General features: G+C 54.7%; 23 protein-coding genes and 1 other annotated feature. Of the genes, 8 read left to right on the top strand and 15 right to left on the bottom strand.

The window, feature by feature from the left end; translation table 11 throughout:
• Positions 1 to 94 precede the first annotated feature (94 nt).
• Positions 95 to 565 (bottom strand): RDD family protein, encoded by a 471-nt coding sequence (locus JCR24_RS00535; RefSeq protein WP_013524344.1) that lies wholly within the window; start codon positions 563 to 565, stop codon positions 95 to 97.
• A gap of 12 nt (positions 566 to 577) precedes the next feature.
• Positions 578 to 1,585 (bottom strand): signal peptide peptidase SppA, encoded by a 1,008-nt coding sequence (gene sppA / locus JCR24_RS00530; RefSeq protein WP_238979903.1) that lies wholly within the window; start codon positions 1,583 to 1,585, stop codon positions 578 to 580.
• Between the two features lie 109 nt (positions 1,586 to 1,694).
• On the opposite strand from sppA, the gene JCR24_RS00525 reads away from it, so the two are divergent.
• Complete coding sequence (locus tag JCR24_RS00525; RefSeq protein WP_011232266.1) at positions 1,695 to 2,498, top strand: NAD kinase; 804 nt, start codon at positions 1,695 to 1,697, stop codon at positions 2,496 to 2,498.
• A 163-nt stretch (positions 2,499 to 2,661) separates the two neighbouring features.
• Here the strand turns inward: JCR24_RS00525 and mbcS are convergent, their stop codons facing one another.
• The 5 genes from mbcS to ezrA all read right to left on the bottom strand — a co-directional run bounded on the left by mbcS (position 2,662) and on the right by ezrA (position 9,114).
• Positions 2,662 to 4,254, bottom strand: coding sequence for an acyl-CoA synthetase MbcS (gene mbcS / locus JCR24_RS00520; RefSeq protein ID WP_238979902.1), 1,593 nt, complete (start codon positions 4,252 to 4,254; stop codon positions 2,662 to 2,664).
• Positions 4,255 to 4,391: 137 nt separating this feature from the next.
• Positions 4,392 to 4,595 carry an alpha/beta-type small acid-soluble spore protein gene (locus JCR24_RS00515; RefSeq protein WP_011232268.1) on the bottom strand — a complete coding sequence of 68 codons (204 nt, stop codon included), beginning with the start codon at positions 4,593 to 4,595 and terminating at the stop codon, positions 4,392 to 4,394.
• Between the two features lie 81 nt (positions 4,596 to 4,676).
• On the bottom strand, positions 4,677 to 5,882 hold the full coding sequence (gene thiI, locus JCR24_RS00510) for a tRNA uracil 4-sulfurtransferase ThiI (RefSeq protein ID WP_011232269.1): 1,206 nt from the start codon (positions 5,880 to 5,882) through the stop codon (positions 4,677 to 4,679).
• Between the two features lie 4 nt (positions 5,883 to 5,886).
• Positions 5,887 to 7,032, bottom strand: coding sequence for a cysteine desulfurase family protein (locus tag JCR24_RS00505; RefSeq protein ID WP_033014582.1), 1,146 nt, complete (start codon positions 7,030 to 7,032; stop codon positions 5,887 to 5,889).
• A gap of 378 nt (positions 7,033 to 7,410) precedes the next feature.
• Positions 7,411 to 9,114: a septation ring formation regulator EzrA gene (ezrA, locus tag JCR24_RS00500; RefSeq protein ID WP_011232272.1), complete on the bottom strand. Its 1,704-nt coding sequence runs from the start codon at positions 9,112 to 9,114 to the stop codon at positions 7,411 to 7,413.
• Positions 9,115 to 9,309: 195 nt separating this feature from the next.
• Here ezrA and hisJ point away from each other — a divergent pair, with 195 nt between their 5' ends.
• Positions 9,310 to 10,134, top strand: coding sequence for a histidinol-phosphatase HisJ (gene hisJ, locus JCR24_RS00495; protein WP_011232273.1), 825 nt, complete (start codon positions 9,310 to 9,312; stop codon positions 10,132 to 10,134).
• A gap of 92 nt (positions 10,135 to 10,226) precedes the next feature.
• Positions 10,227 to 10,703 carry a GAF domain-containing protein gene (locus tag JCR24_RS00490; RefSeq protein ID WP_011232274.1) on the top strand — a complete coding sequence of 159 codons (477 nt, stop codon included), beginning with the start codon at positions 10,227 to 10,229 and terminating at the stop codon, positions 10,701 to 10,703.
• Positions 10,704 to 10,758: 55 nt separating this feature from the next.
• On the opposite strand, the gene JCR24_RS00485 is transcribed toward JCR24_RS00490, so the two are convergent.
• Positions 10,759 to 12,618, bottom strand: coding sequence for a sensor domain-containing diguanylate cyclase (locus tag JCR24_RS00485; protein WP_021322106.1), 1,860 nt, complete (start codon positions 12,616 to 12,618; stop codon positions 10,759 to 10,761).
• A gap of 310 nt (positions 12,619 to 12,928) precedes the next feature.
• Between JCR24_RS00485 and rpsD the strand changes: the two genes are divergently transcribed.
• Positions 12,929 to 13,531: a 30S ribosomal protein S4 gene (gene rpsD / locus JCR24_RS00480; protein WP_011232276.1), complete on the top strand. Its 603-nt coding sequence runs from the start codon at positions 12,929 to 12,931 to the stop codon at positions 13,529 to 13,531.
• Positions 13,532 to 13,577: 46 nt separating this feature from the next.
• On the opposite strand, the gene tyrS is transcribed toward rpsD, so the two are convergent.
• The gene (tyrS, locus tag JCR24_RS00475; RefSeq protein WP_015375638.1) at positions 13,578 to 14,837 is read right to left on the bottom strand and encodes a tyrosine--tRNA ligase; all 1,260 of its coding nucleotides are present in this window, start codon (positions 14,835 to 14,837) and stop codon (positions 13,578 to 13,580) included.
• Positions 14,838 to 14,887: 50 nt separating this feature from the next.
• Positions 14,888 to 15,112: a binding site (T-box leader), on the bottom strand.
• Positions 15,113 to 15,267: 155 nt separating this feature from the next.
• On the opposite strand from tyrS, the gene JCR24_RS00470 reads away from it, so the two are divergent.
• Positions 15,268 to 18,018 (top strand): transglycosylase domain-containing protein, encoded by a 2,751-nt coding sequence (locus JCR24_RS00470; protein WP_033845333.1) that lies wholly within the window; start codon positions 15,268 to 15,270, stop codon positions 18,016 to 18,018.
• A 355-nt stretch (positions 18,019 to 18,373) separates the two neighbouring features.
• Here the strand turns inward: JCR24_RS00470 and acsA are convergent, their stop codons facing one another.
• A complete protein-coding gene (acsA, locus tag JCR24_RS00465; RefSeq protein ID WP_011232280.1) occupies positions 18,374 to 20,089 on the bottom strand; it encodes an acetate--CoA ligase in 1,716 nt (571 codons plus the stop codon).
• 174 nt (positions 20,090 to 20,263) lie between these two features.
• Between acsA and JCR24_RS00460 the strand changes: the two genes are divergently transcribed.
• From JCR24_RS00460 to JCR24_RS00450, 3 genes are all read left to right on the top strand, one after another.
• Entirely contained in the window at positions 20,264 to 20,896 is a 633-nt protein-coding gene (locus tag JCR24_RS00460; RefSeq protein ID WP_011232281.1) for a GNAT family N-acetyltransferase, read from the top strand.
• A 92-nt stretch (positions 20,897 to 20,988) separates the two neighbouring features.
• On the top strand, positions 20,989 to 21,633 hold the full coding sequence (locus JCR24_RS00455; protein WP_011232282.1) for an acetoin utilization AcuB family protein: 645 nt from the start codon (positions 20,989 to 20,991) through the stop codon (positions 21,631 to 21,633).
• Positions 21,630 to 22,799, top strand: a complete 1,170-nt coding sequence (locus JCR24_RS00450) for an acetoin utilization protein AcuC (protein ID WP_238979901.1) — start codon at positions 21,630 to 21,632, stop codon at positions 22,797 to 22,799. The genes JCR24_RS00455 and JCR24_RS00450 overlap by 4 nt, the downstream gene beginning before the upstream one ends.
• A gap of 165 nt (positions 22,800 to 22,964) precedes the next feature.
• On the opposite strand, the gene ccpA is transcribed toward JCR24_RS00450, so the two are convergent.
• The 5 genes from ccpA to JCR24_RS00425 all read right to left on the bottom strand — a co-directional run bounded on the left by ccpA (position 22,965) and on the right by JCR24_RS00425 (position 26,621).
• Positions 22,965 to 23,957 carry a catabolite control protein A gene (gene ccpA / locus JCR24_RS00445; protein ID WP_015375640.1) on the bottom strand — a complete coding sequence of 331 codons (993 nt, stop codon included), beginning with the start codon at positions 23,955 to 23,957 and terminating at the stop codon, positions 22,965 to 22,967.
• A gap of 202 nt (positions 23,958 to 24,159) precedes the next feature.
• On the bottom strand, positions 24,160 to 25,242 hold the full coding sequence (locus JCR24_RS00440; RefSeq protein ID WP_011232285.1) for a bifunctional 3-deoxy-7-phosphoheptulonate synthase/chorismate mutase: 1,083 nt from the start codon (positions 25,240 to 25,242) through the stop codon (positions 24,160 to 24,162).
• 211 nt (positions 25,243 to 25,453) lie between these two features.
• Positions 25,454 to 25,783 (bottom strand): bacillithiol system redox-active protein YtxJ, encoded by a 330-nt coding sequence (gene ytxJ, locus JCR24_RS00435; protein ID WP_011232286.1) that lies wholly within the window; start codon positions 25,781 to 25,783, stop codon positions 25,454 to 25,456.
• Positions 25,746 to 26,192 (bottom strand): YtxH domain-containing protein, encoded by a 447-nt coding sequence (locus JCR24_RS00430; protein WP_238979900.1) that lies wholly within the window; start codon positions 26,190 to 26,192, stop codon positions 25,746 to 25,748. Before JCR24_RS00430 ends, ytxJ begins: the two co-directional genes overlap by 38 nt.
• Before the next feature lie 15 nt (positions 26,193 to 26,207).
• On the bottom strand, positions 26,208 to 26,621 hold the full coding sequence (locus tag JCR24_RS00425) for a DUF948 domain-containing protein (RefSeq protein WP_011232288.1): 414 nt from the start codon (positions 26,619 to 26,621) through the stop codon (positions 26,208 to 26,210).
• Positions 26,622 to 26,721 lie beyond the last annotated feature (100 nt).

Here is a 26,721-nt window from a genome sequence, read left to right as displayed (position 1 = left end):
TCATCATACATTGTCGCCATCTGGAAAAAAAATAAACCTGCCGTTTCGGCAGGCGGACATTGGTTGACGTTCTGTTCTTGATGCAGGCGGATTGTTACTCGCGGACGACGATCGTATCCGCGAACTGGTCATGCATCCCTTTTTTCTTTTCGGAAAACGCAACAAACAAAAAACCGATGAACAGCAATTTTTTCGCGATGAATTTGCCGACGACTTCGCGAAACAACACGGTCAGCCAGGTGAGCGGCTCGCCGCGCTCATCGACCACTTTTAAGCCGAACACCATTTTGCCAAGCGTCTGCCCAAACGCTTTCGTCATCAACACGAAATAGGCGTAAAAGACGACGGCGGCCGCGACCGCCGCTGGCGCGAACAAACCGTCCTGCGCAAGCGGCCAATCGAACAGGCGAAAAAGCGGCCAAACGATGAGCCGGTTGAGGCTTGAGACAACAATGACATCAAGGCAATACGCCCAAAAACGAAGCCAAAAGCCGCCGTAGCAGAGGGGGCGCTCTGCCGGCGGGAGATGATCCGCCAGCGTCGCCGTTATTTGCATGTCCGTCATGTTTCCACTCCTTTATTCGGCGTATAAATACATAAGCCGCGGCGAGGATGGGCGCGACAACAGGCGGATGAGCCCGGCCGCCTCGCTGTCCGGCTTCATCCGGTTCGACACCATCTCAAAGAGAGAGCTCCACGGCGCATCGTTCACGTATTTTACGACTTGAGCGCCGGTTAAATGATGCTCTTTTTTGAGCGCAGCGATCGCGTCATCCAAGTAGCCGAACTCGTCGACAAGGCGGAGCGCCTTCGCCTGACGGCCGTCATAAATGCGGCCGTCCGCCAGCTTGCGCACCGTGTCTTCCGGCAGCTTTCTCCCTTTGGCGACCACATCAACAAACGCTTCATACGACTGGTTGATCAGGCGCTGCAAAAGATCGCGCTCCGCCTCGGTCATTTTGCGCGCCGGATTCATGATGTCTTTGTACGGCCCGCTTTTGATCGTGACAAGCTCCACGCCGTACTTCTTTGCCAGCCCTTCATAGTTGACGCTTTGCATGATGACGCCGATGGAGCCGGTGATCGTCTCCGGGCTGGCGAAAATTTTATCGCCGGCCGCAGCGATATAGTAACCGCCCGAGGCGGCCATGGCCCCCATCGATACGTAAATCGGCTTGTTCGTCTTCTTTTTCAGCTTCATCAGCTGATCGTAAATTTCCGCGCTTTCCGCGACACCGCCGCCCGGCGAATTGATGCGCAAGATGATCGCTTTGACGTCTTGATCCTCTTTCGCCTGTTTGATCATTTGCAAAAACGTTTGGTGGTTGTACTGTGATGAGGAAAGAAGCGACTCCGCTTCCCCCGCATCTTGAATAACTCCGTTCACTTCCAACACAGCGATTTTTTTCAACGGGTCGCCCTCGGCGATGACTTCTTCGCTAAATGGCGACTCCATGAGCGCCAGCCAGCTTTCCGACCAGCCGCCGGCCTTGTCGGACAAAAGAACGCCAACCGCTTGAACAAGCACCGAGATCACAAACAAGGCGGCGGCGATGGCCAACGCGGTCCATCGTTTTCGATTCATCGTCTTCCCCCCTGCATCGGCTGCCCATATTTTTAGAATCCTGGCAAACGTGGTACAATATTCATTGTACATCGATTGATTAGATGATGCCATCGGGAGGACGCAAAACATGGATATGGAACGCAACCGTCTTTATTTTTTTTATAAGCGCGACGACAAGCTCATCGAACGGGTGAAGCCGCTCATTGAGCTGGCAGAGCGCGGTCCGTTTGTTGTCGTCGACGACTATCGGGAAGCGAACATCATCGTCAGCATCGGGGATGACGGCGCGTTTTTGCAGGCGGTGCGGCAGACGGGATTTCTTCCTGACCGTTTGTACGTCGGCGTGTCCGTCTTGCCGGCGCGCGGGTTTTACTGCGATTTCCATATTGACGACATCGATCATATGGTGGAAGCGGCGAAAAATTGGAAACTCGAAGTGCGGCGCTACCCAATCATCGAAGTGACGATCGACGGCGCGGCTTCGTTTTTCTGCTTAAACGAATGTTCGATCCGCTCGCAAATCATTAAAACGATGGCGATCGACGTTTTCATCGACGACTTGCATTTCGAGACGTTCCGCGGCGACGGCATCATCGTTTCGACGCCGACCGGCAGCACCGGCTACAATAAATCGGTGCACGGAGCGGTCGTCGATCCGCTCTTGCCGTGCTTTCAAGTGAGCGAACTCGCCTCGCTCAACAGCAACCGCTATCGGACGCTCGGCTCGCCGTTCATTTTGAGCGGCTCGCGGACGTTGACGCTGAAAATGTCGGAAGAAACAAGCCATTTTCCGATCATCGGCCTCGACAATGAAGCGCTCAGCATCCAGCATATTGAGCGGATTGACATTCGTTTAAGCGACCGGGTGGTCAAAACGGTGCGCCTAAAAGACAATTCGTTCTGGGATAAAGTGAAACGCGTCTTTTTGTGAAGCGTGTGTCTGTTCTCCCGGCGAAACACCGGATCTAAAATGGCGAATCCGTTCGACGCGCATGCGGCAAGAGGGTGTCTCGCAACGAGACACCCTCTTGTTTGGTCGCCGCGCGGACATCGCTCCGCTTCTGGCAACGGCCAGCTCAACCGGCTCTTTCTACTTACGACGACCGGCCGACAAGGCGGGCTTCCCGCTCGCGCAGCTCGACGCGGCGGATTTTTCCGGACGCCGTTTTCGGCAAATCGTCGACAAACTCGATTTTGCGCGGGTATTTGTACGGCGCCGTCAACTGTTTCACATGTTCTTGCAGGGCCGGAATCAAAGACGGATCATCTTTGTCGACCCCGTCGCGCAGCACGACAAACGCTTTGACAACATAGCCGCGCACTTCATCCGGACTGGCGACGACGGCGCACTCTTTGACGGCTGGATGCTTGACAAGCGCGTCTTCCACTTCAAACGGGCCGATCGTATAGCCGGCGCTGATGATGATGTCATCCCCGCGGCCTTCAAACCAGAAATAGCCGTCTTCGTCTTTGCGCGCTTTGTCTCCCGTAATGTAGTAGTCGCCGCGGAACTGCATCGCTGTCCGCTCCGGATCTTTGTAATAATACTTAAACAGCGCCGGCGTCTCGATATGGACGGCGATGTCGCCGACTTGTCCGGGCGGGCACGGCTCGCCGTTTTCATCGATAATTTCGACGCGGTTGCCTGGCGTCGGTTTCCCCATCGAACCCGGCTTGATGGGCATTCCTTTCATGACGCCGACAAGCAGCGTGTTTTCTGTCTGGCCGTAGCCGTCGCGCACTTCGACGCCGAAATGCTTGGCAAACGTGTCGATCACTTCGCGGTTGAGCGGCTCTCCGGCGGACACGGCGCTGTGCAAATGAGATAGATGATAGCGGCCGATGTCCGGCACTTTCGCCATCAAACGATACTCGGTCGGCGTGCAGCACAGCACATTGATGTTGTATTTTTCCAATAGCTGCAAATATGTTTCCGGCTCAAAGCGGCCGTAGTAGACGAAACCGGTCGCCCCCGAGCCGAGCACCGATAAAAACGGGCTCCAAATCCATTTTTGCCATCCCGGTCCGGCCGTCGCCCAAACGAGGTCGCCTTCTTCAATGCACAGCCAGTTTTTCGCAGCCGTGCGCAAGTGGGCGTACGCCCAACCATGGCAATGGACGACCCCTTTCGGATTGCCGGTCGTGCCGGATGTGTACGACAAAAACGCCATATCATCGCGCGAGGTATCCGCCGCCTCAAGCGTTTCGCTCTCTTTGGCCATGGCGTCTTCAAGCGGAATCCATCCGTCCCGGGGTTCCCCGATGACGAACTTCGTCAAACGTTCGATGCCGTCAATCGGCGCAAATTCGTCCGTATACGGCGCATAAGCGACAACCGCCTTCGCTTCGCTATGGACGAGCCGATATTGCAAATCCTTTGTCCGCAGCATCTCCGAGCTTGGGATGACGACAAGCCCGGCTTTGAGCGCCCCTATATACACTTCGTATGTTTCAATGAGGCGCGGCATCATGACGAGCACTTTATCGCCTTTTTCGAGCCCATGTGATAAGAAAGCGTTTCCAATTTGGTTGGCGCGCGCCATCAAGCGGCCGTATGTAATCTCTTTCGTTTCGCCTTGCTCGCTCTCCCATTTCAACGCGATCCGGTCCGGGTCGGCGGCCGCATGCCGTTCCATTTCCGATGTTAAATTGTAGCGCTCGGGAGCAATCAAGTCTTCCCGCCTCATCGTTCCTCTCCCCCTCTGTCTTGTTTCGCCTTGGTCGGCATCTCTATTATACAAAATAGTCGTTCTATTTTGAATACCGTTTTTCTCATATGAAAGCGGCGGGGAATGCCCCCGCCGCGTAAGCCATCATTATGAAATTAGAATTGGCGTGCGCCGCCCAATTGTTGCTGCGCCATGGCTACGAGACGTTTCGTGATCTCGCCGCCGACCGAACCGTTGGCGCGCGAAGTCGTGTCAGCGCCTAAGTTCACGCCAAATTCTTGAGCGATCTCATATTTCATTTGCTCCAGCGCTTGTTGCGCACCCGGAACAAGCAGTTGATTGCTGTTGTTGCGTGCCATCTGTTTTCACCTCCTTGTACCTATAGAATGTGTGAAAACAGATGGCGATATGCAGCGATGCTTTTTGGTAAATTTTGAGATTCAAAACAGCTCGGCAAACTCATCGCCCTGCCCTGTTTCTTCATCAATGACGAGCGTTTCTGTGTCATTGACTGCCTTTTCCAGAAGCGGAGCGAGGTCGAGCTGGCTCTCATAATGGAACACTTTTTCTTTTTTTGGCTTCGTTTTCGGCGCTCTTGGCGTAAAAATGGTGCAACAGTCTTCATACGGAAGAATGGAAATATCATGTGTGCCGATTTGCTTCGCCAGCTCGATAATTTCAAGTTTATCCATCGAAACAAGCGGGCGCAAAATCGGGGTATTGGTCACCTCATTGATCACGTACATGCTTTCTAGCGTCTGGCTCGCCACTTGGCCGAGGCTTTCGCCTGTGACAATCGCCAACGCCCGCTGGCGGCGGCGCAGCGCGTCGGTGATCCTAAGCATCGCCCGCCGAGTGGAAATGAGCGAGTACTCGTTCGGAACTCCTTGATAAATGGCTTGCTGCACTTCCGTAAACGGCACGATGTGAAGCTTGATTCTCCCGCCGTATGTCGTCAACTTGCGCACGAGGTCAATCACTTTTTGCTTCGCCCGTTCGCTTGTAAACGGCGGGCTGAAAAAGTGGACGGCCTCGATTTCCAAACCGCGCTTCATCGCCAAATAACCAGCAACCGGGCTGTCGATGCCGCCGGAGAGCATGAGCATCGCCTTGCCGCTCGTTCCGACCGGCAGGCCGCCGGCGCCGAAAATGTCGCGGCACGTGACATATGTCCCGTCTTGGCGCACTTCAATGCGCACGTCAATATCCGGCTCGCGCACGTTGACCCTAAGCCCGTCCGTCTGCCGCAAAATGTGCGCCCCCACCTCGTAGTTCAGCTCGTCGCTTCGATACGGAAACTGCTTATCGACGCGGCGGGCGCTCACTTTAAACGTTTTTCCTTTGTATGGGAGCTGGCGGACGGCGGCGAGCGCCGTTTCCTTAATGGCGTCCAGATCGTTTTCGCACTTCATCGCCAGGCTGAACGAATGAATGCCAAAAACGGTTTTCAGCTTTTCGATGATCGGTTCATGCGGCTCGCCGTTTAATAAAATGTACATTCGGTCGCGCATATATTCAATCTGAATCCGCTCGAACGCCTGCAGTTTGCGGGCAATGTTGTTTTTAAGACGCCGGACGAAGATGTTCCGATTTTTTCCTTTCGTCGTCATTTCTCCGTAGCGGATCAAAATGCGGTCATAGTTCATCATCTTATTCCGTTACCTCGCTTAATGTTTTGATCGCCTGCTTGATCGCTGCCACCGCCGGCGCGATTTCTTCCCGGCTGTTGTCAAACGACAAGCTGATGCGAATGCCGCGCTCGGCTCGGTCTTCACCAAGCCCCATGGCCAAAAGCGTCTTGCTCGGCGCCTTTTTTTTCGATGAACAGGCTGACGTCGTCGAAACGTAGATTCCTCTTTTTTCCAGTTCGTGAACAAACACTTCCGGCTTCACGCCGCGCTTTAACGAAAAGTTGATGATATGAGGAGCGGCGCCATCGCGCGGCGTGTTGATCTCGATGTCTGGAATCGCCAAGAGCGCTTCAAGCCACTCGTCTTTCAATGCTTGAAGCCGGCCGATGTCCCGCTCGTAGCGCTCGAGCGCCAAGCGAAGCGCCTTCGCCATCGCGACGATGGCGGCGACATTTTCCGTTCCGGACCGAAGCTGCCGCTCCTGCCCGCCGCCGGCAATCAACGGCGCCAAGCGGACGCCTTCACGGACGTAAAGCAAGCCGGCGCCGCGCAATCCGTGAAATTTATGCGCCGATATCGTGCATAAATCGACACCGGCTTGCTTCAAGTCGAGCGGCACTTTGCTGATCCCTTGCACCCGATCGACGTGAAACAATGTTTTCGGATAGCGGGACAAGAGGGCGCCGATTTCTTCGATCGGCTGCACCGTGCCAACTTCGTTATTGACGTGCATGACCGACACGAGAATCGTATCGTCGCGCAGCGCGCGTTCCACTTGCTCAACCGATACCCTTCCTTCGCGGTCGACCGGCAAGTACGTCACCTCAAAACCAAGCTCCTCAAGCTGGCGGCACGGTTCAGCGACAGACGGATGCTCGATTTTCGTCGTAATGATATGCCGGCCGCGCCGCTGATATTGCCAGGCGACCCCTTTGATGGCGAAATTGTTCGCCTCCGTTCCGCCGGAGGTAAAAACGATTTCGTTCGGCTTAACGCGCAGCATGGCGGCGATTTGTTCACGCGCCTGCGCCAAAAGCCGCTCCGCCTTCATGCCCAGCCCATGGAGCGACGACGGATTGGCAAAATAGTTCGTTGCGACGGCGACGAACGAATCGATCACCTCGGGAAATGGTTTGGTCGTCGCACTGTTGTCAAGATAAATCATCGCTTCCATCCTCCGCTCATTGTCGGCAAAATATCGCTGTACATCGTCCATCTTAACCAAAACAGGCGCCAATCGACAACGAAAACACACCGTCATTTACATTATTCACCAAAAACCCATTGAACAATCTCCCACCTGCGCTTAGAGGTGGGAGATTCTTGGGAACACCCGCCCCACGGCAGGCTGTCAGCCAAGCCATCCCCGTGCGTCCCACGGTTTGGCTGCCTTACGAAGACAGCAAACGAAGCCCCTCATTCAAGATATTCCGGGCGGCGTTCTTGTTCGAGGGAAGAGGCAGAAAAGCTTGTGTTCAGCCATATGATTCTGTGTTTTTTAGGTAAAATAATGGATAATCAATACTCGTGATCGGGTGGTTTATCACTGTTCGCGGCTGTTATCCTCCTGCCATAATTTCTGCACACGGTCAAACGCGCCCGGCTCGACTTCTTCAACAGCCGCCACCGCCTGCCGGAGCGCCTCCTCATAATCATAATGGCGAAATAAAAATTCGGCTTCTTCCAGCCCTTTGCGGACCGCTGGATAGCGGCGGCGGTAGCGGTTGCCGTATTGAATCGTCCGCTCCGCCAGCGTCGCCTGTTCGATCATTTCCACCGTCCGCTCATACAACCGTTCCACAGCCGCTTTCGCCTCCTCCAACGCTTGGTCGACCGCCGGCATGTCAAGCGGCTTTTCTTCAAGACGCGCGGCAACGGCTTGCAAGCTGCGTCTCGCTTCCGCCAATTCAAGCGCATACGGTTCAGGCAACCCCGGCAGCCGGCTTTTTTGCACAAGGCGGAGCGCCTCGGCCAATGTTTTTCTCATGCCGTCAAGCTTTTCGCGGGCGATCAATTCGTCTTTGCGCAGCGTCTGCAGCATCGTTCGAAACTGTTCATGCTCTTCCTTCATGAGGTCGATTTGGGACACAAGCTGCTCAAGCTCCTCTTTCAGGAGCGAATACGCTGTTTTCGCCTCGGCAACGCGGTCTTGAATGAGAAAAAACCGCTTTTGCAACTGGTGCAGCTGCTTTTCGATGCTCCGGTACTTTTCGAGGTCGCTTGGCGCCAAATGGTAGCTTTGCTGGACGAACAGCGCCTCGGCCTCGGTTTCCTTCGCCTCGGCGGCGAGCTCCTGAAGCATGCCGCTGAGGCGCGGCATTTCCGTTTGCACATATTGATGCGCGAGCACTTCGTTTTCGAGCAAATCGTAGAGCGCGTCGATCTCTTCTTTCAGCTCAGCGACAATCTGCTTCGCTTCTTCGATGCGCAGCTCATGGATCATGGCCAGACATTGCTCGATTTTTTCCCGTTTTTCCTGAAGCGTGCGCTCCATGTGCAAATGGTCAAGGATGTATCCGCGCTCTTCCATCTCTCGATAGCCATCAGCCAACTCAGCGAGCTGAGCTGGCAACGACGTTTGGCATTCGCCAAGAAGTTTGGGAATTTCTTCCATCATGGCTGTGAGCCGGCCGAGCTCTTCCTTCAGTGTCAGAACCACATCGCGCGCCGCCAAATAGTTGCCGGCTTCCGTCAATTCGGCAAACCGCTGAAACTGCTTTTCCGCTTCCGTTAAACGGACGTCAAGCAAGTCGGCAGCCGAACCGAACGTATAACGGTAAGCAAGCAGCGCCTTTTTCGCTTCCCGGTGAGCCGCACGCAGCTCCTCGATCTCCGCCCGGCTTTGTTCCTCGCTGCCGATCAACTCATTCACTTCATGAATGATTTCATGCACTTCTTCCTCAAGACGACGCAATCCGTCGGCGATCTGCCCAAGCAGCCGGCGCGCCTGCCGGTAGCGGTATTTGTCAAGCAGCCGCTCCGCGTCAAACAGCTGTTCTTCCACATTCGGCAGCTTCACTGCCACAATGTCGTCCCATTGCTGGCGCCATCGTTCAAACAGCTGCTCCGTCTCCCCTGTCATATTCAGCTGTTTCACTTTCGCCAGCTCATCCGGCACCGGCCGGTTCATCAAGTTGATTTTCCATTCCTCGAGCCGATCGATTTCCCGGTACATCCGCTTCCGGTACACATGATTATATATGATTGCCCCCGCTCCGAGGAGCAGAACGATCCATGCCATTCCCATCCGCTGATGCCCTCCTTGCATTCAAGCTACTTCTATCGAACAAACGAAAATAGCGGAGAAGGCAAAAATATATGTTTTTCAATGTTTTTATGATACCATGTTAACGACATTTTTTGACCAAAATTTTTATTTTTTTTACAAGAATCTTCACTATTTTTGCTATGATACATAAGGAAGAAAGGAGGAAAATCGATCATGCGCGACGGGCATATTCATACGCCGTTTTGTCCGCACGGAAGCCAAGATCCGCTTGAGGCCTATGTAGAGCGCGCGATCGAACTGGGCTATACCGACATTTCCTTTACGGAGCATGCCCCGCTTCCTGAGCGGTTTATCGATCCAACGCCCAACCAGGACTGTTCGATGAAGCTTAGCCAGCTTGAGCGCTATTTGCACGCCGTCGCTGAGGTGAAAGCCCGCTACCGAAACGACATTGCCATCCGTGTCGGGCTCGAAGTCGATTTTATTCCTGGCTTTGAGGAAGAAACAACCCGCCTGCTCGACGAGGTCGGCCCGCTGCTTGACGACAGCATTTTATCGGTTCACTTTTTGGCCCACGAAGGGCAATATGTATGCCTTGATTACAGCGAAGATATGTTCGCCGACATCGTCCGCTTGTTCGGATCGGTCGAACGCGTCCACCGCGCCTACTACGAAACGGTGCTGCAATCGATCCGCACGGAGCTTGGCCGCTACAAACCGAGACGCATCGGCCATATGACGCTTGTGCGCAAGTTCCAACGCCGTTTCCCATGCTTGGAACCAATGGATGAGTGGATTGTTGCCATTCTCGATGACATCAAGCAGTTCGGCTATGAATTGGACTACAACGGCGCCGGCGCCGCCAAACCGCTCTGCCTTGAGCCGTATCCGCCGGGCGGCGTGATCGCCGAGGCGCGGCGGCGGGGCATCCCAATCGTCTACGGATCCGACGCCCATCGCGCCGCCGACTTGCACCAAGGACGGGAGAGGATGGACCGCGAGGCGCTTTCGGTTGACAACCGCCCGCAGCCGTCATAAAATAGGCGAATCAGCCATTTCCCTGCTTGCATCCTGCTGGATGTTGAGGCCAGAGTCCTGCTCCAACCATGATGAAAAAGGAGGCTAGTTCTATGTTTCGTCCCATGGCTTACAACGGAACACGCGAAGAAAATTACGCGCTCGTCATCGAACAGCTGAAATCGCTCATTTCCGGGGAACCCAACTTCATCGCCAACTTGGCGAACGCAGCCGCCTTGCTCAACCAGTTTTTCACCGACATCAATTGGGTCGGTTTTTATCTCGCAGACGGCGAGGAGCTTGTGCTTGGCCCGTTCCAAGGCTTGCCGGCATGCGTGCGCATTCCGTTCGGCAAAGGGGTGTGCGGCACGGCGGCCGCCAAACGGCGGACGGTGGTCGTTCCAGACGTTCACCAATTCCCGGGCCATATCGCCTGCGATGCGGCGTCTCAATCGGAAATCGTCGTGCCGCTCATCAAAGACGACCGCGTCATCGGCGTTCTTGACATCGACAGCCCGGTGAAAAACCGCTTCGATGACATCGACCGCCGCTACTTGGAGCAGTTTGCCAGCGTGCTCATTTCCGCCTGACGAAAAAAGCGCACCAAGCGCGAAGAAGGAATCCGCTTGCCCGGATTCCTCTTTTTTACACCTTATACAAATGACAGTCATCGTGCACAAAAATGCAGTTTTTTCCCGTCTCTTTTGCCATATAAAGCGCGGCGTCGGCTCGTTTGAACAGCTGTTTTGCATCCTCGCAGCCTTGGCGCTCCCACCATGACACGCCGCACGAAACGGTCACCGTCGGAATCGTTTGTTCTCTGACTTTTTCTGTGATGCGGCGGGCAATCGAAATGGCGTCAGACAGCGGCACTTTCGGCAAATACACCGCCAGCTCTTCCCCGCCCCAACGCGCCGCCACATCGCCATCGCGAATGTTGGCGCGCACCGTCTCAGCCACTTGGACGAGCACCCCATCGCCCGTTTGATGGCCGTACACATCGTTGATTTGCTTAAAGTTGTCAATGTCAAACAAAATGAGCGCCCCGGATGCATCGGATCCCATGGATGTTTGGATCACCTCGTCCAAGTAACGGCGCGTATGCAGCTTTGTCAAATAATCGGTGACTACCATCTTCTCGAGCTCTTCGCGCAGCATCGCGTTCATAAACGCCAGCGTTGAATGTTGAACGAGGGATTCCAAGAGCTTAAACATCTCAAACGTAAATCGGTATGGCTCGCTGGCGAGCGCAATGCACAGTCCCTTCGTTTCCTTGTTTTGCTGCATCGGCGCCGCCATGATGGAACGAAACGAACCGAAAGCGGACACGCATACATCACCGGCAAATAAAATGTCATTTCCGCTTTGGCGCCGCTTTTCCACCCATTCGATATAGGGCTCGGATCGATGGTCGAAAAAAAACGGCGTGCTGCCTGGCAAAAGCTCCCGCTTGCCGTCGGCAAACAAGAAAAAACCGACTTCATCCGCGCCGAACGATTGTTGGATTTGCGATACCATGTACTCAATGGCTTCATGAAGCCGCGGCCGGGCGTTCAATTGGCGCATTGTGTCGTTGATCAGCTGCAAATCGGCGACAAGCCGGCGCGACTGTTCATACAACTTGGCGTTCTCAAGCGCGCTTCCAGCCGTGCTCGCCAGCAGCGAAATAAAATGAATCTCTCGTTTTGGAAATGGCGCAGCGTATGGGGCGATAATTTCAATCACCCCATACACCGCCTGCACCCCTTTAATCGGGGCGTACAGCACCGAGCGCGGCGGCGCCTCCATCTCCTCGCATTGCACTTGTCCAGTCAAAAACGCCCGCAACGCCGCCGTCTGTTTTTCCCTTTCATCCAATACAAGCGTTTTAATCGGCAAATTTCCGCGCAGATGGTTGTCATGCGACAACAGAAGGTGGTAGGTGAATGATGGATAGACGTTTTGCAGCGTGCGGATAATTTCTTCAAGCACAACATCGATATGCATCGAGGAATGAATTTTTGCGGCAAAGTGATGCAGCTGTCCATACCGTTTCTCTTCGCCCTCTCCTTGCAGCACCGCGCTAAGTTTCCGAAACAATCGCGCCAAATCCGTCCGGATCTCCCACAACAACCGCTCGTCAAAACCGCCATCTTTTCGATACATCAGCTCGACCATCGCCGGCGTCTCATCGGAAAGCATGAAAAAGAGCCGGGCCGCCATATGCGGCCCACCGGCATCGACAACAGCGACTTTCCGCTCTCCATCAGCCGCGATCGGCCCAGCGTCCGGCGTCCCAACCGCGGCCGCTTCCGGATAAAAGGCAGCCCGCACCGGGTCGTACAAATAAAAAACGGCTTGCTCGAGCGCCAGCTCTTCTTTTAGCAGCGCGAGCAACTCGCCCGCCGCCGCCGAAAACGGCCCATCGTCCTGAAACGCTAAAAACCAGTGGAAAAATTTTTGTTTAAATGATTCATACCGCTTCATTTCTTCCTTGTTCATCGCCTTTTCCACCCAAACCGGCATCATCATTCCAAATGAGAGAATGGGATGACAAATTTTTTCTAAAAATTGCATCTTTTATTATATCATACAAATAGAGAAGAAGGGAAACAAAATGTTGACTTTATCCTCTAAAAATCATATAATAGCCTTTGTGTAAAATATAGCAGCCTTTGTGCCCACTTTTATGGTTCATTTTGTTCCTCGACCCGCCGAGGTGCATCGTGTAACTCTTAGCTGCGAGAGCGAGGATGCATGAAAACAAAATGGCCATAATTGTTGGCGCACATCTGCTTTTATTTTACGGGAATAAAAGCGTAAGGAGGAGCAACGAATGGCTCGTTATACTGGCCCAATGTGGAAAATTTCCCGCCGCCTTGGCATCTCGTTGAGCGGCACGGGGAAAGAATTGCAAAAACGTCCGTATCCGCCTGGCCAACATGGTCCGGGGCAACGGCGGAAATTGTCGGAATATGGCTTGCAGCTGCAAGAAAAACAAAAGCTGCGCCATATGTACGGCGTGAACGAACGCCAATTCCGCAAAACGTTTGAAGAAGCAGGCAAAATGCCGGGCAAACACGGCGAAAACTTCATGATTTTGTTAGAATCGCGCCTAGACAACCTCGTCTATCGCTTAGGGTTGGCCCGCACGCGCCGTCAAGCCCGCCAGCTCGTGACGCACGGCCACATTTTGGTCGACGGCAGCCGTGTCAACATCCCGTCGTACCGCGTCAAACCGGGACAAACGATCGCCGTTCGCGAAAAATCGCGCAACTTGCAAGTGATTAAAGAAGCGCTCGAAGCGAACAACTACATTCCGGATTACTTGACGTTCAATCCGGAAAAAATGGAAGGGACATACACCCGCTTGCCGGAGCGTTCCGAACTGCCGGCGGAAATCAACGAAGCGCTCATCGTCGAGTTCTACTCGCGTTAAGGCGCAAAAAAGATCCGAAATGCCGATGCATTTCGGATCTTTTTTCTTAGGCGTAGCGAATCAAATAATACTTTTTCTTCCCGCGGCGGATGACCGTAAACCGCCCCTCAAGGCGGTGTTCAGCCGTTAATATGGCTCCGACGTCTTGAAGGCGCTCGCCGTTGACGTAAATGGCGCCGTTTTGGATGTCTTCGCGCGCTTGCCGCTTCGATGGCGAAATGCCGGCAGAAACGAGCAGCTCGACAAGCGGAACGTCGCCTCCTTCATGAACGAATGACGGCACATCTTTGAACCCTTGCTCAATTTCCGCCGCTGTCAAATTGGCAATGTCGCCGCTAAAGAGCGCTTCAGAAATGCGAATCGCTTGCCTGAGCGCCTCTTCGCCGTGCACGAGCTTTGTCACTTCCTCAGCAAGCGCCTTTTGGGCCGCCCGCTTCTCTGGGGCTTCACGAAGCTCTTGTTCAAGCGCTTCGATTTCCTCTTTTGACAGGAACGTAAAGTACTTCAAGTAGCGGATCACATCGCGGTCGTCGGTGTTGATCCAAAACTGGTAAAACTCGTACGGCGATGTTTTCTCTTTATCGAGCCAAATCGTGCCGCTTTCCGTTTTCCCGAATTTCGTGCCGTCCGCTTTCGTCACAAGCGGGATCGTCAAGCCAAACGCCCGCGCCTCGCCTTTCGTTTTGCGAATAAGCTCAAGCCCTGCCGTGATGTTGCCCCATTGGTCGCTCCCGCCGATTTGCAGGCGGCATCCTTCCGTCTCGTACAGGCGGAGAAAATCGTATGCCTGCAGCATCATATAGCTGAACTCGGTAAATGAAATGCCCGTCTCGATGCGCGATTGAACCGACTCTTTCGCCATCATGTAGTTGACGCTGAAATGCTTGCCGACGTCGCGCAAAAACGTAATGACATCCAGCGGCCCGATCCAGTCGTAGTTGTTTTTGATTTTCGCCGGATTGCCGTCCGCTTCAAAATCTAAAAAGCGGCCGAGCTGTTCTTTAATACGCGCGCTCCATGCCTCGACGGTTTCTTTGGCATTGAGCGTGCGCTCGCTTTTTTTCCCGCTCGGGTCGCCGATCAACCCCGTCGCTCCGCCGACTAGGGCGATCGGCCGGTGCCCCGCCTGCTGGAAGCGGCGCAGCGTCAAAATGGCGGCCAAGTTGCCGATATGCAAACTGTCCGCCGTCGGGTCAAACCCGCAGTAGAGCGTCACCCGCTCCTCATTCAACAGCTTGCGCAACCCGTCTTCATCCGTCGTTTGGTTGACGAGCCCGCGCCATTGCAATTCCGCAAGCAAATCCATGTCCTTCACCTCTCTATAAATGTCATGCAAAAGAAAACACCCGCCCGTGATGAAGGGGCGAGTGTTCGTCGCGGTACCACCCTACTTAGAAAGCATGGTGCTTTCTCACTCATTTGGATAACGGCGCCGGCCGGCGGATGGCTACTAGGTGCCAAAAACGTTCGCCATCGCTGCTCAGGGAGGTAATTCACGCCTGCCTGTGGACTGGCTCGCACCGTCCGCCAGCTCTCTGCACCAGGGAGGCAGCCGCTACTTGTTCCCATCATCGCTTTCTCATATGAAATATATACATTCTTATTACCATAGCGATGCGCTCGCTGTCAACCCTAACGCTTTTCGCACAAACGGCGAAAAATCGGCAAAATTCCACAATGCCTCCCCTTCCTATGGTATACTGATATATAATGACTTGCCGCATAGGGGGGCTGGCATGAAGCGAAACCAACTTTCCATTTCTCTTGAAAAAGCGTGGCATTATTTTTCCCTTACATACGATGTGGTTTGGAACGTCATCTTAATTTTGCTCATCGCCGCACTCTGCCTTGTCTGCTTTGCCATCGGCGCCGGCGCCGGCTATTTTGCCTTTTTGGTCAAAGATATGCCCGTTCCCTCGCCCGACGAGATGAAAAAGGAGATTTACCATTACGGCGAAACGAGCCACATGTACTTTGCCAACGGCGTATATTTAGGCCGGTTCCGGTCCGACCTTGACCGCGAGGCGGTGCCTCTTTCCGAGGTGTCGCCATACGTCGTGCAGGCGATCATCGCGACCGAAGACGAACATTTTTATGAACACGACGGCGTCGTTCCGAAGGCCGTCATCCGCGCCGTGTTTCAAGAGCTGACCAACTCGCCGGTCAAAAGCGGCGGGAGCACGCTTACGCAGCAGCTCGTCAAAAACCAGATGTTGACGAACGAGGTGTCGTTTGAGCGGAAGGCGAAAGAAATGCTGCTTTCACTTCGTCTGGAGAAATTTTTTTCCAAAGAAGACATTTTAGAGGCGTATTTAAACGTCGTTCCGTTCGGCCGCAATTCTTCAGGGCGCAACATCGCCGGCATCCAAGCCGCGGCCCAAGGCGTCTTTGGCGTCAACGCCAAAGAGTTGAATCTCGCTCAAGCGGCGTTTTTGGCCGGACTGCCGCAAAACCCGTTCGTCTACACCCCGTTTGCCGCTGACGGCAGCGTCAAATCGGATCTCTCGGCGGGATTGAAACGGATGAAAACGGTGCTGTACCGGATGAAACGGGCCGGCTACATCTCGGAAAAACAGTATAAGGAAGCGCTTTCCTATGATGTGGCGAAGCATTTCGCCGCCCCGAAGCCGTCGCCGTTTGAACAATATCCGTTTTTGACGATGGAGATTGAGCGGCGGGCGAAAGAGGTGCTCGCCGAGACGTTCGCCAAGCGCGACGGCTATAAGCCGGAAGAGGTGAAGCGCGACCCCGCTCGTTTCCGCCGCTACCTCGGCGAGGCGGAAAAAGCGTTGCGCCAAGGCGGATATCGGATTTATACGACGATCGACAAAAAGATTTATGAACAAATGCAACGCATCGCCGCCCGCTACCCGTATTACGGAAGCGACAATGTGTATTACACCAAAGACAAGAAAACAGGAAAAATGATCCCCCATCGCCAACCGGTCGAAGTCGGGGCGATGCTCATCGAAAACAAAACGGGAAAAATCATCAGCTTCGTCGGCGGCCGCGATTATGGGCGCGAGCAGTTGAACCACGCCACCCAGGCGCACCGGTCCAACGGGTCAACGATGAAACCGCTCTTAGTATACGCGCCGGCGATGGAGATGGGCGTCATCCAGCCGGCGACGATCATTCCCGACTTGCCGCTTTCGATCGGTTCGTATACACCGAAAAACGCGGACGGAAAAACGCACGGGCTCGTCACGGCGCGCTATGCCTTGCAGCAATCGTTCAACATTCCGGCTGTTCGGACGTATATGAGAATTCGATCCCGCCATCCGATCGACTATTTGCATAAAATGGGGGTCACGAGCGTCGCCAAACAAGAAGAGGCCAATCCAGCTTTGGCGATCGGCGGGACGCACATTGGCGTCACGGTCGAGGAAAACGTCAACGCCTATGCGACGTTCGCCAATTACGGATCGTTCGTGGACGCTTACATGATTGAGAAGATTGTGGACAAAAACGGAAAGATCGTTTACAAACATCAAAGCAAACCCGTCCCGGTGTTTTCGCCGCAAACGTCGTACTTGATGATCGATATGATGCGCGATGTGCTTCACGGCGGAACGGCCTCGTCGGTGCCGCGCTACTTGACCTTTTCCGCCGATTGGGCGGGAAAAACCGGCACATCGCAAGACAAGCGCGATTCGTGGTTTATCGCCGTCAATCCGAACGTCACGTTCGGCGTTTGGATCGGCTATGACCGGCCGGCGCCGCTTGAGTCCCGCTACAAAGGGCTTTCCTACAGCCAGCGCACCCAGCTGTTATGGGCGCGGTTGATCAATGCTGCCTATCAAGAAAACCCGAAGCTCATCGCTCCGCCGAAGCGGTTTCTCATGCCAGGCGGCATCGTCCGCCGCGCTTACTGCGCCGCGAGCGGCTTCAGCCCGTCGGCCGCGTGCGAAAAAGCCGGGCTCGTCCGCTACGATCTGTACAATACGAAGTTTGCACCGCGGGAAGGAAGCGGCGAGGAAGTGATGGAAAGCCGGGTCGTCGTCATCGGCGGACGCCGCTATGTGGCGCTTGAGACGACGCCGGAAGAGTTTGTCACTCGCGAAGTGATCGTGAATCCGAAGCTTCTCGCCGATTGGGGGATCAACGGCGAAGGGCAGGCGGGCGATGCATCGCTCGTCTCCACATTAAAGGAAAACGGCCGTCCACCGGCTCCACCCGCCGCTCGGCTTGCAGGGGGCAAGCTCGTCTGGAATCGCCATAACGAGCCGGATGTCATCGGCTACCGCGTCTATCTAGTGAACGAAACGGGGGAACGACGCCTCGCCGCCGCTGTTAAAGCGGACGAGGCAGCCTCGTTTTCGCCGCTGCAGCCGGGCGCCGCGTACTGCGTCACTGCTGTGGACATCGCCGGACAGGAATCGGCGCCGTCGAACCTCGTTTCGCTGCCGTCCGCCTCGCCGCCCAATTCCGGTCGTCAAAAGAGCGGCGAGCCGTCTTCTCCCCCGCCGTCGGGTGACGTAGAGTGACAAGGAGCTGACCCAAAAGATTGTCTTTCTTTGATTGGCTTTCTTTAGAAGATGCCATTCGTTTTGAATAAAGAGTTGGCGCGTATATATGGTGATCGAAAAGAGGGTGTCCCGATCCTTGTTGGGACACCCCTTCTTGTTTGGTGAAGATGGGGAAAGCACAACGATTTTCGCCAAATGGATGGTTCTTAAGCGAAGAGGAAACGGGCATGTATCAAGTTTTTCAAATGGAGAAATCACGCTGTTGGCCGCGTTTTCCGTTCCATCACCGTCTTTGCAGCCGCCCCGCTTCGGCCCCAGCCTGAAAAGAACAACAGCGCCTGGAACAGCGGATGTTCCAGACGCTTTTCGCTCATCAGTCTTCCATCGTCGACAAATCGCCGGTCGGCAAGTTGAGCTCCCACGCCTTTAGGACGCGGCGCATGATTTTCCCGCTCCGCGTTTTCGGCAGTTTGTCGCGGAACTCGATCTCACGCGGCGCGGCATGAGCGGCAAGCCCTTTTTTCACAAATTGGCGGATGTCTTCTTTCAGCTCCTCGGACGGCTCGTACCCTTCGCGAAGCGCGATGAACGCTTTGATGATTTCCCCGCGCACCGGATCCGGCTTTCCGATGACGCCGGCTTCGGCAACGGCCGGATGCTCGACGAGCTTGCTTTCGACTTCAAACGGCCCAACGCGTTCGCCGGATGTGTTGATGACATCGTCAACACGGCCTTGGAACCAGAAGTAGCCGTCTTCATCCATGTAGGCCGAATCGCCGGATACGTACCAGTCGCCGATAAAGTATGATTCATATTTTTGCGGGTTGTTCCAAATCGTTTTCATCATCGACGGCCAGCCTTTTTTGATGGCCAAGTTGCCCATCCGGTACGGCGGCAAGACGTTTCCTTGGTCATCAATGATCGCCGCCTCAACGCCCGGAATCGGTTTCCCCATCGATCCCGGCTTGATTTCCATGCACGGGTAGTTGCAAATGAGATGCCCGCCTGTTTCCGTCATCCACCACGTATCATGGATGCGGCGGCCGAACACTTTCATCCCCCAGCGGATGACTTCCGGGTTGAGCGGCTCGCCGACGCTCAAAATGTGGCGGAGCGAGCTTAAATCATATTTTTTCACGACTTCATCGCCGGCGCCCATCAGCATGCGGAACGCCGTCGGCGCGCTGTACCAGACGGTGACGCCGAAATCTTGGATCGTTTGATACCAAGCATCCGGGCTGAAGCGGCCGCCGACGATGACGCTTGACGCTCCGCACAGCCACGGGCCGAAGATGCCGTACGACGTCCCGGTCACCCACCCCGGGTCAGCCGTGCACCAGTAAATGTCGTCTTCTTTTAAGTCGAGCACCCATTTCGCCGTTTGATAGTGCTGAATCATCGCGTTATGGACGTGCAAAACGCCTTTCGGCTTGCCGGTCGAACCGGATGTGTAATGCAAAATCAAGCCGTCTTGGCGGTCGACCCATTCGATGTCGAAATGCTTGCTTGCCTCATTCATCCGCTTTTTCAAATCGATGTACGGCCCTTCCTCGACAATGCCGTCGCCGACCAAAAAGACGTACTTCAACTCCGGCAAATCGCCGACCGGCACGCGCGGCAGAAGCTCCGGCGTCGTAATGATCGCCTTCGCCCCGCTGTCTTCAAGACGGTCGCGCACCGCTCCTTCCATGAACGCCTCAAACAACGGCCCGACGATGGCGCCGGTTTTAATGATCCCAAGCACCGCAAAGTACAGTTCCGGAGAACGCGGCATGAACACGAACACACGGTCGCCCTTCTGAATGTCCGCCGCCTGTTTTAAGACGTTCGCCACCTTATTGGACATCTCTTTCATTTCTTTGAACGTATATTTCTCGTTCCGCACCGCGTCGCGGTAATAGAGCGCCACTTTATTTTTACGGAACGACTCAGCATGGCGGTCGATCGCCTCATACGCCATGTTAACTCGGCCCGTTTCATGCCAAGAAAACTCTTTCTCCACTTCCGACCATTGAAACTGTTTATATGTTTCTTCGTAGTTTTTCAAATTGTAGTCCCCTTGTATGACAGGAAGCCGTTCTGTGTTCATTCTCCGATCCCCCTTATGTAAGTGATTACATTTCTATTATAGTCGATTGAAAACCATTTCTCAATTTTTAAAATATTCCTCGTCCCCACTTTTTTGAAATTTTTTTGAACCGCACCAGCCGGCGCCGTTTTTATGTATAATGGAAGCAGAACGACCAATTCAGGTGGTGGACGAATGGAACATAAAAAAACGTATAACGCCAAAGAGCTGAAAACCCCGAAAGGAACGCTCCTCATCGAAGGGCCGGTGACGCCGGAAGCGTTGGCCAGCTATGAATTCCACCATGACCTCACTTCCTTCCGCCCGCCTGCCAAACAGCACAAAGCGTTGATCGAAATCGCCAAGCTGCCGGAAGGGCGGATCATCATCGCCCGCCGCGGCGAGGTGATTGTCGGGTATGTGACGTTTTTGTATCCTGATCCTCTCGAACGTTGGTCGGAAGGGAACATGGAAAATTTGCTCGAGCTTGGCGCCATTGAAGTCATTCCGGAGTTCCGCGGGTTTGGCGTCGGAAAAAATTTATTGATCGTCTCGATGATGGACGACGCCATGGAAGACTATATCATCATTACAACGGAGTATTATTGGCATTGGGATCTAAAAGGCACGGGGCTGAACGTATGGGAGTACCGAAAAGTGATGGAGAAAATGATGAACGCCGGCGGGCTCGTCTGGTATGCGACCGACGACCCGGAAATTTGCTCCCATCCGGCGAACTGCCTCATGGTCCGCATTGGCAAACGGGTCGACGCCGAATCGATTCAACGGTTCGACCGGCTTCGGTTTATGAACCGCTATATGTACTAGCTGAAATTCTCAGCTGTCCGGACGTTTGCGCCCGCCTTGCCGGTTGCGGGCGGCGCGCATAAAATGCCACGCACAAAGGGGAGAGGAGAACGATGCTTGTCGAACAAGTGATGAAAGCACCGGTTATCACGCTTCGCGCCACCAATACAATCGCCGAAGCGCTGCAGCTGCTAAGACATCACCGCATCCGCCATCTGCCGGTCGTCGACGAGGAAGGACGTCTTCTGGGGCTTGTGACGAGCCAAGATTTGCGCGACGCGAGCCCGTCCATTTTCCATCTTCATGAACATCTTGAAGACTTGCAAAAACCGGTCAGCACGATTATGAAAACCGACCTCATCGTCGGCCATCCGCTCGATTTCGTCGAGGAGGTGGCGGCGCTCTTTTACGAACACCGAATCGGCTGTCTGCCGATCGTCAATCACGGGAAACTCGTCGGCATCATCACGCAAACGGATTTGCTCCGCACGTTCATTGAATTGACCGGCGTTCACCAGCCGGGGTCGCAAATCGAGATCAAAGTGCCGAACGAAACCGGCATGTTAAGCAAAGCGGCGGCCATCATCAGCGAGCGCCATGTGAACATCGCCAGCGTCTTGGTGTATCCAGCTCCGGATCCGAATGAGAAAATTTTAGTTTTCCGCGTGCAGACGATGAATCCGCTTCCATTGATCCGCGATTTGCAAAACGCCGGCTATCACGTGCTATGGCCGAACTTGCCGGGGGTTACGTCATGAGCCGAAACTGCGCATTCGTCTATAGCGAGCAATTTCTTCAGTACAAATTTCATGACGACCATCCGTTCAACCAGCTGCGGGTCAAAATGACATACGACTTGCTTTGCACGCTCGGCGCGCTCGAAGACCGCCAGATCGTCGCCCCGCGCATGGCGACCGATGACGAGCTGGCGCTCATTCACGACCGCTCCTACATCGAGGCGGTGAAAGCGGCCGGGCGCGGCGAGCTGTCGGAAGCGGCGGCGCAAAACTACGGCCTTGGCACCGAGGATACGCCGATTTTCCCAAACATGCACGAAGCGAGCGCTCTTTTGGTCGGCAGCACCCTCACCGCCGTCGACGCAGTTCTTTCCGGAGCGGCCGAGCATGCGCTCAACCTTGGCGGCGGTCTGCACCACGGCTTCCTCGGCAAAGCGTCCGGCTTTTGCGTCTACAACGACAGCGCGGTCGCCATTCAATACATCCGGGAGAAATACGGACTGCGCGTGTTGTACGTCGACACGGACGCCCACCACGGCGACGGGGTGCAATGGGCGTTTTACGACGATCCGAACGTTTGCACGTTTTCCATTCATGAAACGGGGCGCTATTTGTTCCCAGGGACCGGAAATGTCAACGAGCGCGGCTTAGGCGCAGGCTACGGCTATTCGTTCAACATTCCCGTTGATGCGTTCACGGAAGACGAATCATGGATCGCCGCCTATACGACCGCGCTTCGGGAAATCGCCGACTTTTTCCGCCCGGATGTCATCGTGACGCAAAACGGCGTCGACGCCCACTATTACGATCCGCTCACCCATTTGTCGGTGACGATGAAAACGTACCGCGCCATTCCGAAACTCGCGCACGAAATCGCGCATGAATATTGCGGCGGACGCTGGATCGCCGTCGGCGGCGGCGGCTATGACATCTGGCGCGTCGTGCCGCGGGCATGGGCGCTCCTTTGGCTCGAGATGACGGGACAAGCCGATGTGTCCGGCCCGCTGCCGGATGAGTGGCGCGAACGTTGGCAACCGCTTTCACCCGTCGCGCTTCCGCTTGAGTGGGACGACCCGGATGACTTGTATCCCCCGATCCCGCGCAAGGCGGAGATCAGCGAAAAAAATGCGCAAACGGTGGAAAAGGCGTTGTATTTCATTCGCAGTCAACGCCGGGCGGGGACTTGATTTTTTTCTCCATTTACAGAAAACAACGGATTTCTACGTCCTGTTTTCCTAGTCAACTTCCGTTTTCACCGAAAAACGGGCCGACTGCAAGGCGATTGCAGCCGTCAAAAAAGAAATGGAGCAAAGCAAGCAAGAAGCTGGCCCCCATGTTGAGGCCAGCTTTTTTCATTTCGTCGACTCCCGCACTTCAAGCCGGTGCGGCAAGACAACGATATGGTGGTCCACTGGCTCTTTGTTCATATACTTCGTCAAGAGCCGCATCGCCACCGCTCCGATGTCGTACATCGGCTGCACGACGGTCGTCAGCCGCGGCCGCACCATCGTCGCCAATCGCGTGTTGTCAAAACCGACGACTTCCAGTTCATCCGGCACGCGCACCCCGTGGTCTTGGGCGCTGTGGATGATGCCGAGCGCCATTTCGTCCGTGCCGGCAAACACCGCCGTCGGCCGTTCGGCAAGCTCTGTGATTTTCTCATACGCCTCCAAGCCGGAGTCGTACGAGTTGTCGCCCTCAATGACGAGCTCTTCCTCATACGGCGCGCCGTGTTCTTCAAGCGCACGTCGGTACCCGGCGAGTTTCCGCTGGTTGATCGGGTCGTCAGTCGGACCGGTTACATAGACAATGCGGCGGTTTCCTTTTTCCAGCAAATACGTCACGGCTTCAAACGCCGCCTGCTCGTAGTCGATGTTGACCGAGGGAATCTCGTTCGGTCCCATCGTCGCCGCAAGCACGATCGGCACCGACGACTTTTGAAATTCGGCGACGTGCTCTTCGGTGATCGTCCCGCCCATAAACAACAGGCCGTCCACTTGCTTGGCGAGCATCGTGTTGAGCAAATGCAGCTCTTTTTCTTTGTTTTGGTCGGAGTTGCTCAAAATGATGTTGTACTTGTACATCGTGGCGATGTCCTCAATGCCGCGCGCCAGTTCGGCGAAGAAAATGCTCGAAATATCCGGGATGATCACTCCGACCGTCGTCGTTTTTTTGCTGGCGAGCCCCCGCGCCACGGCGTTCGGGCGGTAGCCGAGCCGTTCGATGGCCTCAAGCACTTTTTTCCTCGTCGACGGTTTGACGTTCGGGTTGCCATTGACGACGCGCGAGACGGTCGCCATCGAGACGTTCGCCTCCCGCGCCACATCATAAATCGTTACCGTCATTTTGTTTCACTCCTTTTCGCTCGATCCGATAACCGGTCAAATTCCGAATGTATGTACAACTATCATACGATACATTATCGCCAACTCGCAACGAAATCGCAACCATTTTGCCGGTTTGTTCACAAACCGTTCACGGGTAGTTTGCCCCAACACTCGCCATCTCATCAAAAAATCCCCTCGGGCAACAACCGAGGGGATCGTCTTACGCCTGAACAAACTGACGTTGGAACGCGCGCACTTCTTCCATAAACTCGTTGAATTGAGCGATGTCCATTTGCTGGGCGGAATCGGACAAGGCGACGGCCGGGTCCGGATGCACTTCGGCCATGACGCCGTCGGCGCCGATCGCCAAGGCCGCTTTGGCGCACGGGATGAGCAGATCGCGCCGCCCCGTTGAGTGGGTGACATCGACGAACACCGGCAAGTGCGTTTCTTTCTTCAAAATCGGCACAGCCGAAATGTCGAGCGTGTTGCGCGTCGCCCGCTCGTACGTACGGATGCCGCGCTCGCACAAAATGATCTGCCCGTTTCCTTGCGACATGATGTACTCAGCGGCGTTGATGAATTCTTCGATCGTCGCCGCCAAGCCGCGCTTCAGCAAAATCGGCTTATTCACTTGGCCGGCTGCCTTAAGCAGCTCAAAGTTTTGCATGTTGCGCGCGCCGATTTGGATGACGTCAATATAGTCCAAGGCGATTTCAATGTCCGCCGGGGTGACGATTTCACTGATGACCGCCAAATCAAACTCATCGGCGATCCGTTTCAAAATTTTCAGCCCTTCCACGCCGAGCCCTTGGAAATCGTACGGCGACGTGCGCGGTTTGTAGGCGCCGCCGCGCAGCAGCTTGATCCCTTGTTTTTTCACGGCCTCCGCCACCGCAGCGACTTGTTCATAGCTTTCCACAGCGCACGGGCCCATGACGAAATATTGATTGCCGTCGCCGATTCGCTCGCCTTTCACTTCAACAATCGTGTTTTCCGGATGCTTTTTCCGCGAGACAAGGAGCGCCTTGCGGTGATCGTCTTCCTGCAGCTCGAGCGCTGCTTTAAAAATTTCCTTGAAAATGTGCTGCAGCGTCGATGTTTCAAACGGCCCATCGTTATGCTCGGAAATGAGATCCAACATTTTCCGTTCGCGCACCGGATCGTAGCGGTGCGTCCCTTGCGCTTCTTTAATTTTTCCGATCTCCTGAACGAGCCGCCCCCGTTCATTGATCAGTTTCAACAGCTGCAAGTTGATCTCATCGACTCGCGCCCGCAGTTCGTCTAATCTCTCATTGCTCATGCTTTTCTCATCCTTTCGCCAAGTGTAGTGCATTGTTTTCGCCGCTTGCCGGCAAGCGGCGCCCCCGTCTTGGAGAGCGAAGTCGTTTAATTAGTGTTTATTATAATCGATGGAGCTATCGTTGTCACGAAAAAAATGCTTTTTTGATTAAACGCTTTTAAGCGATAAAGTAAAAAGTGTGCAAAAAACCGCCCGCAGTAAAGGCGGACGGTCAAGCGCCGACATGCTCCGAGAGCGCGCCATACGTAATGGCCCAATGGGACGCATGCCAGACGACGCGGCCGTTTTCAAACAGCAGCACTTGCGGCGACTCGTGTTTCACCCCGGTCGTTTCGGCGATATAGTTGGAGAGCGGCCGCGCCTCTTGGACGTACAGGCAATACACCGCCAGCTCTGGATGGTCTGCGGCGAACTTCTCGCATTCGCCAAACGCCGCTTGACTGATCGGGCAGGTGAGGCTATGCTTGACGAACAAAAAACGCTCCGTTTCCTTCATGACGCGGTCAAACTGTTCGATCGTCTCCAGCTTCTCCATTCCCATCGCCTTCACTCCGTTTCTTTGTTTCTTTTCGCGACGTGATGCTTTGCTCGGCGTCATCAAGCGCCGCCTCGGCTTCCTCAAGCAGCTTTTGCAGCGTTTCCCGGTCGGCTGGCCCGGCGGATGGCGGAATCGGAATCGTCGCCTCCTTGGCTTCCTCTCCATCGTTTTCCCCGCCGGCTGGCGCCGTCGTGGATTTCAACGGGATGAAGTTGGCGATTTCCTTCGTTTTCTCTTTCGCCGTTTCCAACCATTCGACAGCCGTTGTTTTCACCGGCTCCCACGTTTCATCGTTGCTCCACTCGGCCAGCCATTTCCGCCCTTTTTCGCTCGTCAAAAACAACGCAGCAGCCGCGCCGGCGATGCCGCCGACCAGCGCGCCAAGCAAAAATCCACCGTTATTTTTCGCCATTCGATACACCCTCCTTTAACGATTGTTTTTTCTCCATTTTTCCCGTAAATCGAGCAAAACATTTGTCCAGCGCAACGCCTTGCCCCATTTTCCTTGCCCCAGGCCCGCCCGCGCCGACAAACCGGCAGCCGCCTGCCGAAGCGCGCGGTTGAGCGAACGAATCGTGCCGCCGATCTCTCCGACCGCTTCGATTGCGCCATTTAGCGTTTCTACTTTTTTTTGCACATCGCTGGCGATGCCGTTGGCCGTATGGAGAAGTTCACGAACTTCTTTCGCCACCGTTTGCACTTGCTCATCGGCATGGTCGATCGCCGCCGTCAGCCGGCGCAGCGTTTCCTGCAAAACGATGAGCGTCCTGGCTATGTAAACAACAAGCAGCAAAAAAGCAAGCGCGATGAGCGCCACGCTTCCATACAAAAGCCATTCCACCCGATTCCCTCCTTGCCCATTCGAACGTTTCATTCCCTTTGTACCCATCTTTTCCCGCTTTCAAACTTCGACATAGAAAAGACGGCTTCCTTTTTGAAAC

This window comes from Geobacillus sp. YHL (assembly GCF_022341265.1).
Classification (GTDB): Bacteria; Bacillota; Bacilli; order Bacillales; family Anoxybacillaceae; genus Geobacillus; species Geobacillus thermoleovorans.
Note: the sequence above shows the minus strand (reverse complement) of the source record. Positions and strands in the feature narration are given on the sequence as shown.

Coding starts and splice junctions, on each gene's coding strand:
- JCR24_RS00460 (WP_011232281.1), top strand. CDS start 20,264: ATGGAACATAAAAAAACGTATAACGCCAAAGAGCTGAAAACCCCGAAA.
- mbcS (WP_238979902.1), bottom strand. CDS start 4,254: ATGAGGCGGGAAGACTTGATTGCTCCCGAGCGCTACAATTTAACATCG.
- sppA (WP_238979903.1), bottom strand. CDS start 1,585: ATGAATCGAAAACGATGGACCGCGTTGGCCATCGCCGCCGCCTTGTTT.
- ezrA (WP_011232272.1), bottom strand. CDS start 9,114: ATGGGAATGGCATGGATCGTTCTGCTCCTCGGAGCGGGGGCAATCATA.
- thiI (WP_011232269.1), bottom strand. CDS start 5,882: ATGAACTATGACCGCATTTTGATCCGCTACGGAGAAATGACGACGAAA.
- JCR24_RS00485 (WP_021322106.1), bottom strand. CDS start 12,618: ATGCCGGTTTGGGTGGAAAAGGCGATGAACAAGGAAGAAATGAAGCGG.
- JCR24_RS00455 (WP_011232282.1), top strand. CDS start 20,989: ATGCTTGTCGAACAAGTGATGAAAGCACCGGTTATCACGCTTCGCGCC.
- JCR24_RS00535 (WP_013524344.1), bottom strand. CDS start 565: ATGACGGACATGCAAATAACGGCGACGCTGGCGGATCATCTCCCGCCG.
- JCR24_RS00525 (WP_011232266.1), top strand. CDS start 1,695: ATGGATATGGAACGCAACCGTCTTTATTTTTTTTATAAGCGCGACGAC.
- JCR24_RS00490 (WP_011232274.1), top strand. CDS start 10,227: ATGTTTCGTCCCATGGCTTACAACGGAACACGCGAAGAAAATTACGCG.
- JCR24_RS00440 (WP_011232285.1), bottom strand. CDS start 25,242: ATGAGCAATGAGAGATTAGACGAACTGCGGGCGCGAGTCGATGAGATC.
- ccpA (WP_015375640.1), bottom strand. CDS start 23,957: ATGACGGTAACGATTTATGATGTGGCGCGGGAGGCGAACGTCTCGATG.
- acsA (WP_011232280.1), bottom strand. CDS start 20,089: ATGAACACAGAACGGCTTCCTGTCATACAAGGGGACTACAATTTGAAA.
- JCR24_RS00515 (WP_011232268.1), bottom strand. CDS start 4,595: ATGGCACGCAACAACAGCAATCAACTGCTTGTTCCGGGTGCGCAACAA.
- hisJ (WP_011232273.1), top strand. CDS start 9,310: ATGCGCGACGGGCATATTCATACGCCGTTTTGTCCGCACGGAAGCCAA.
- JCR24_RS00450 (WP_238979901.1), top strand. CDS start 21,630: ATGAGCCGAAACTGCGCATTCGTCTATAGCGAGCAATTTCTTCAGTAC.
- JCR24_RS00430 (WP_238979900.1), bottom strand. CDS start 26,192: ATGGCGAAAAATAACGGTGGATTTTTGCTTGGCGCGCTGGTCGGCGGC.
- rpsD (WP_011232276.1), top strand. CDS start 12,929: ATGGCTCGTTATACTGGCCCAATGTGGAAAATTTCCCGCCGCCTTGGC.
- JCR24_RS00505 (WP_033014582.1), bottom strand. CDS start 7,032: ATGATTTATCTTGACAACAGTGCGACGACCAAACCATTTCCCGAGGTG.
- ytxJ (WP_011232286.1), bottom strand. CDS start 25,783: ATGGGAATGGAGAAGCTGGAGACGATCGAACAGTTTGACCGCGTCATG.
- JCR24_RS00470 (WP_033845333.1), top strand. CDS start 15,268: ATGAAGCGAAACCAACTTTCCATTTCTCTTGAAAAAGCGTGGCATTAT.
- tyrS (WP_015375638.1), bottom strand. CDS start 14,837: ATGGATTTGCTTGCGGAATTGCAATGGCGCGGGCTCGTCAACCAAACG.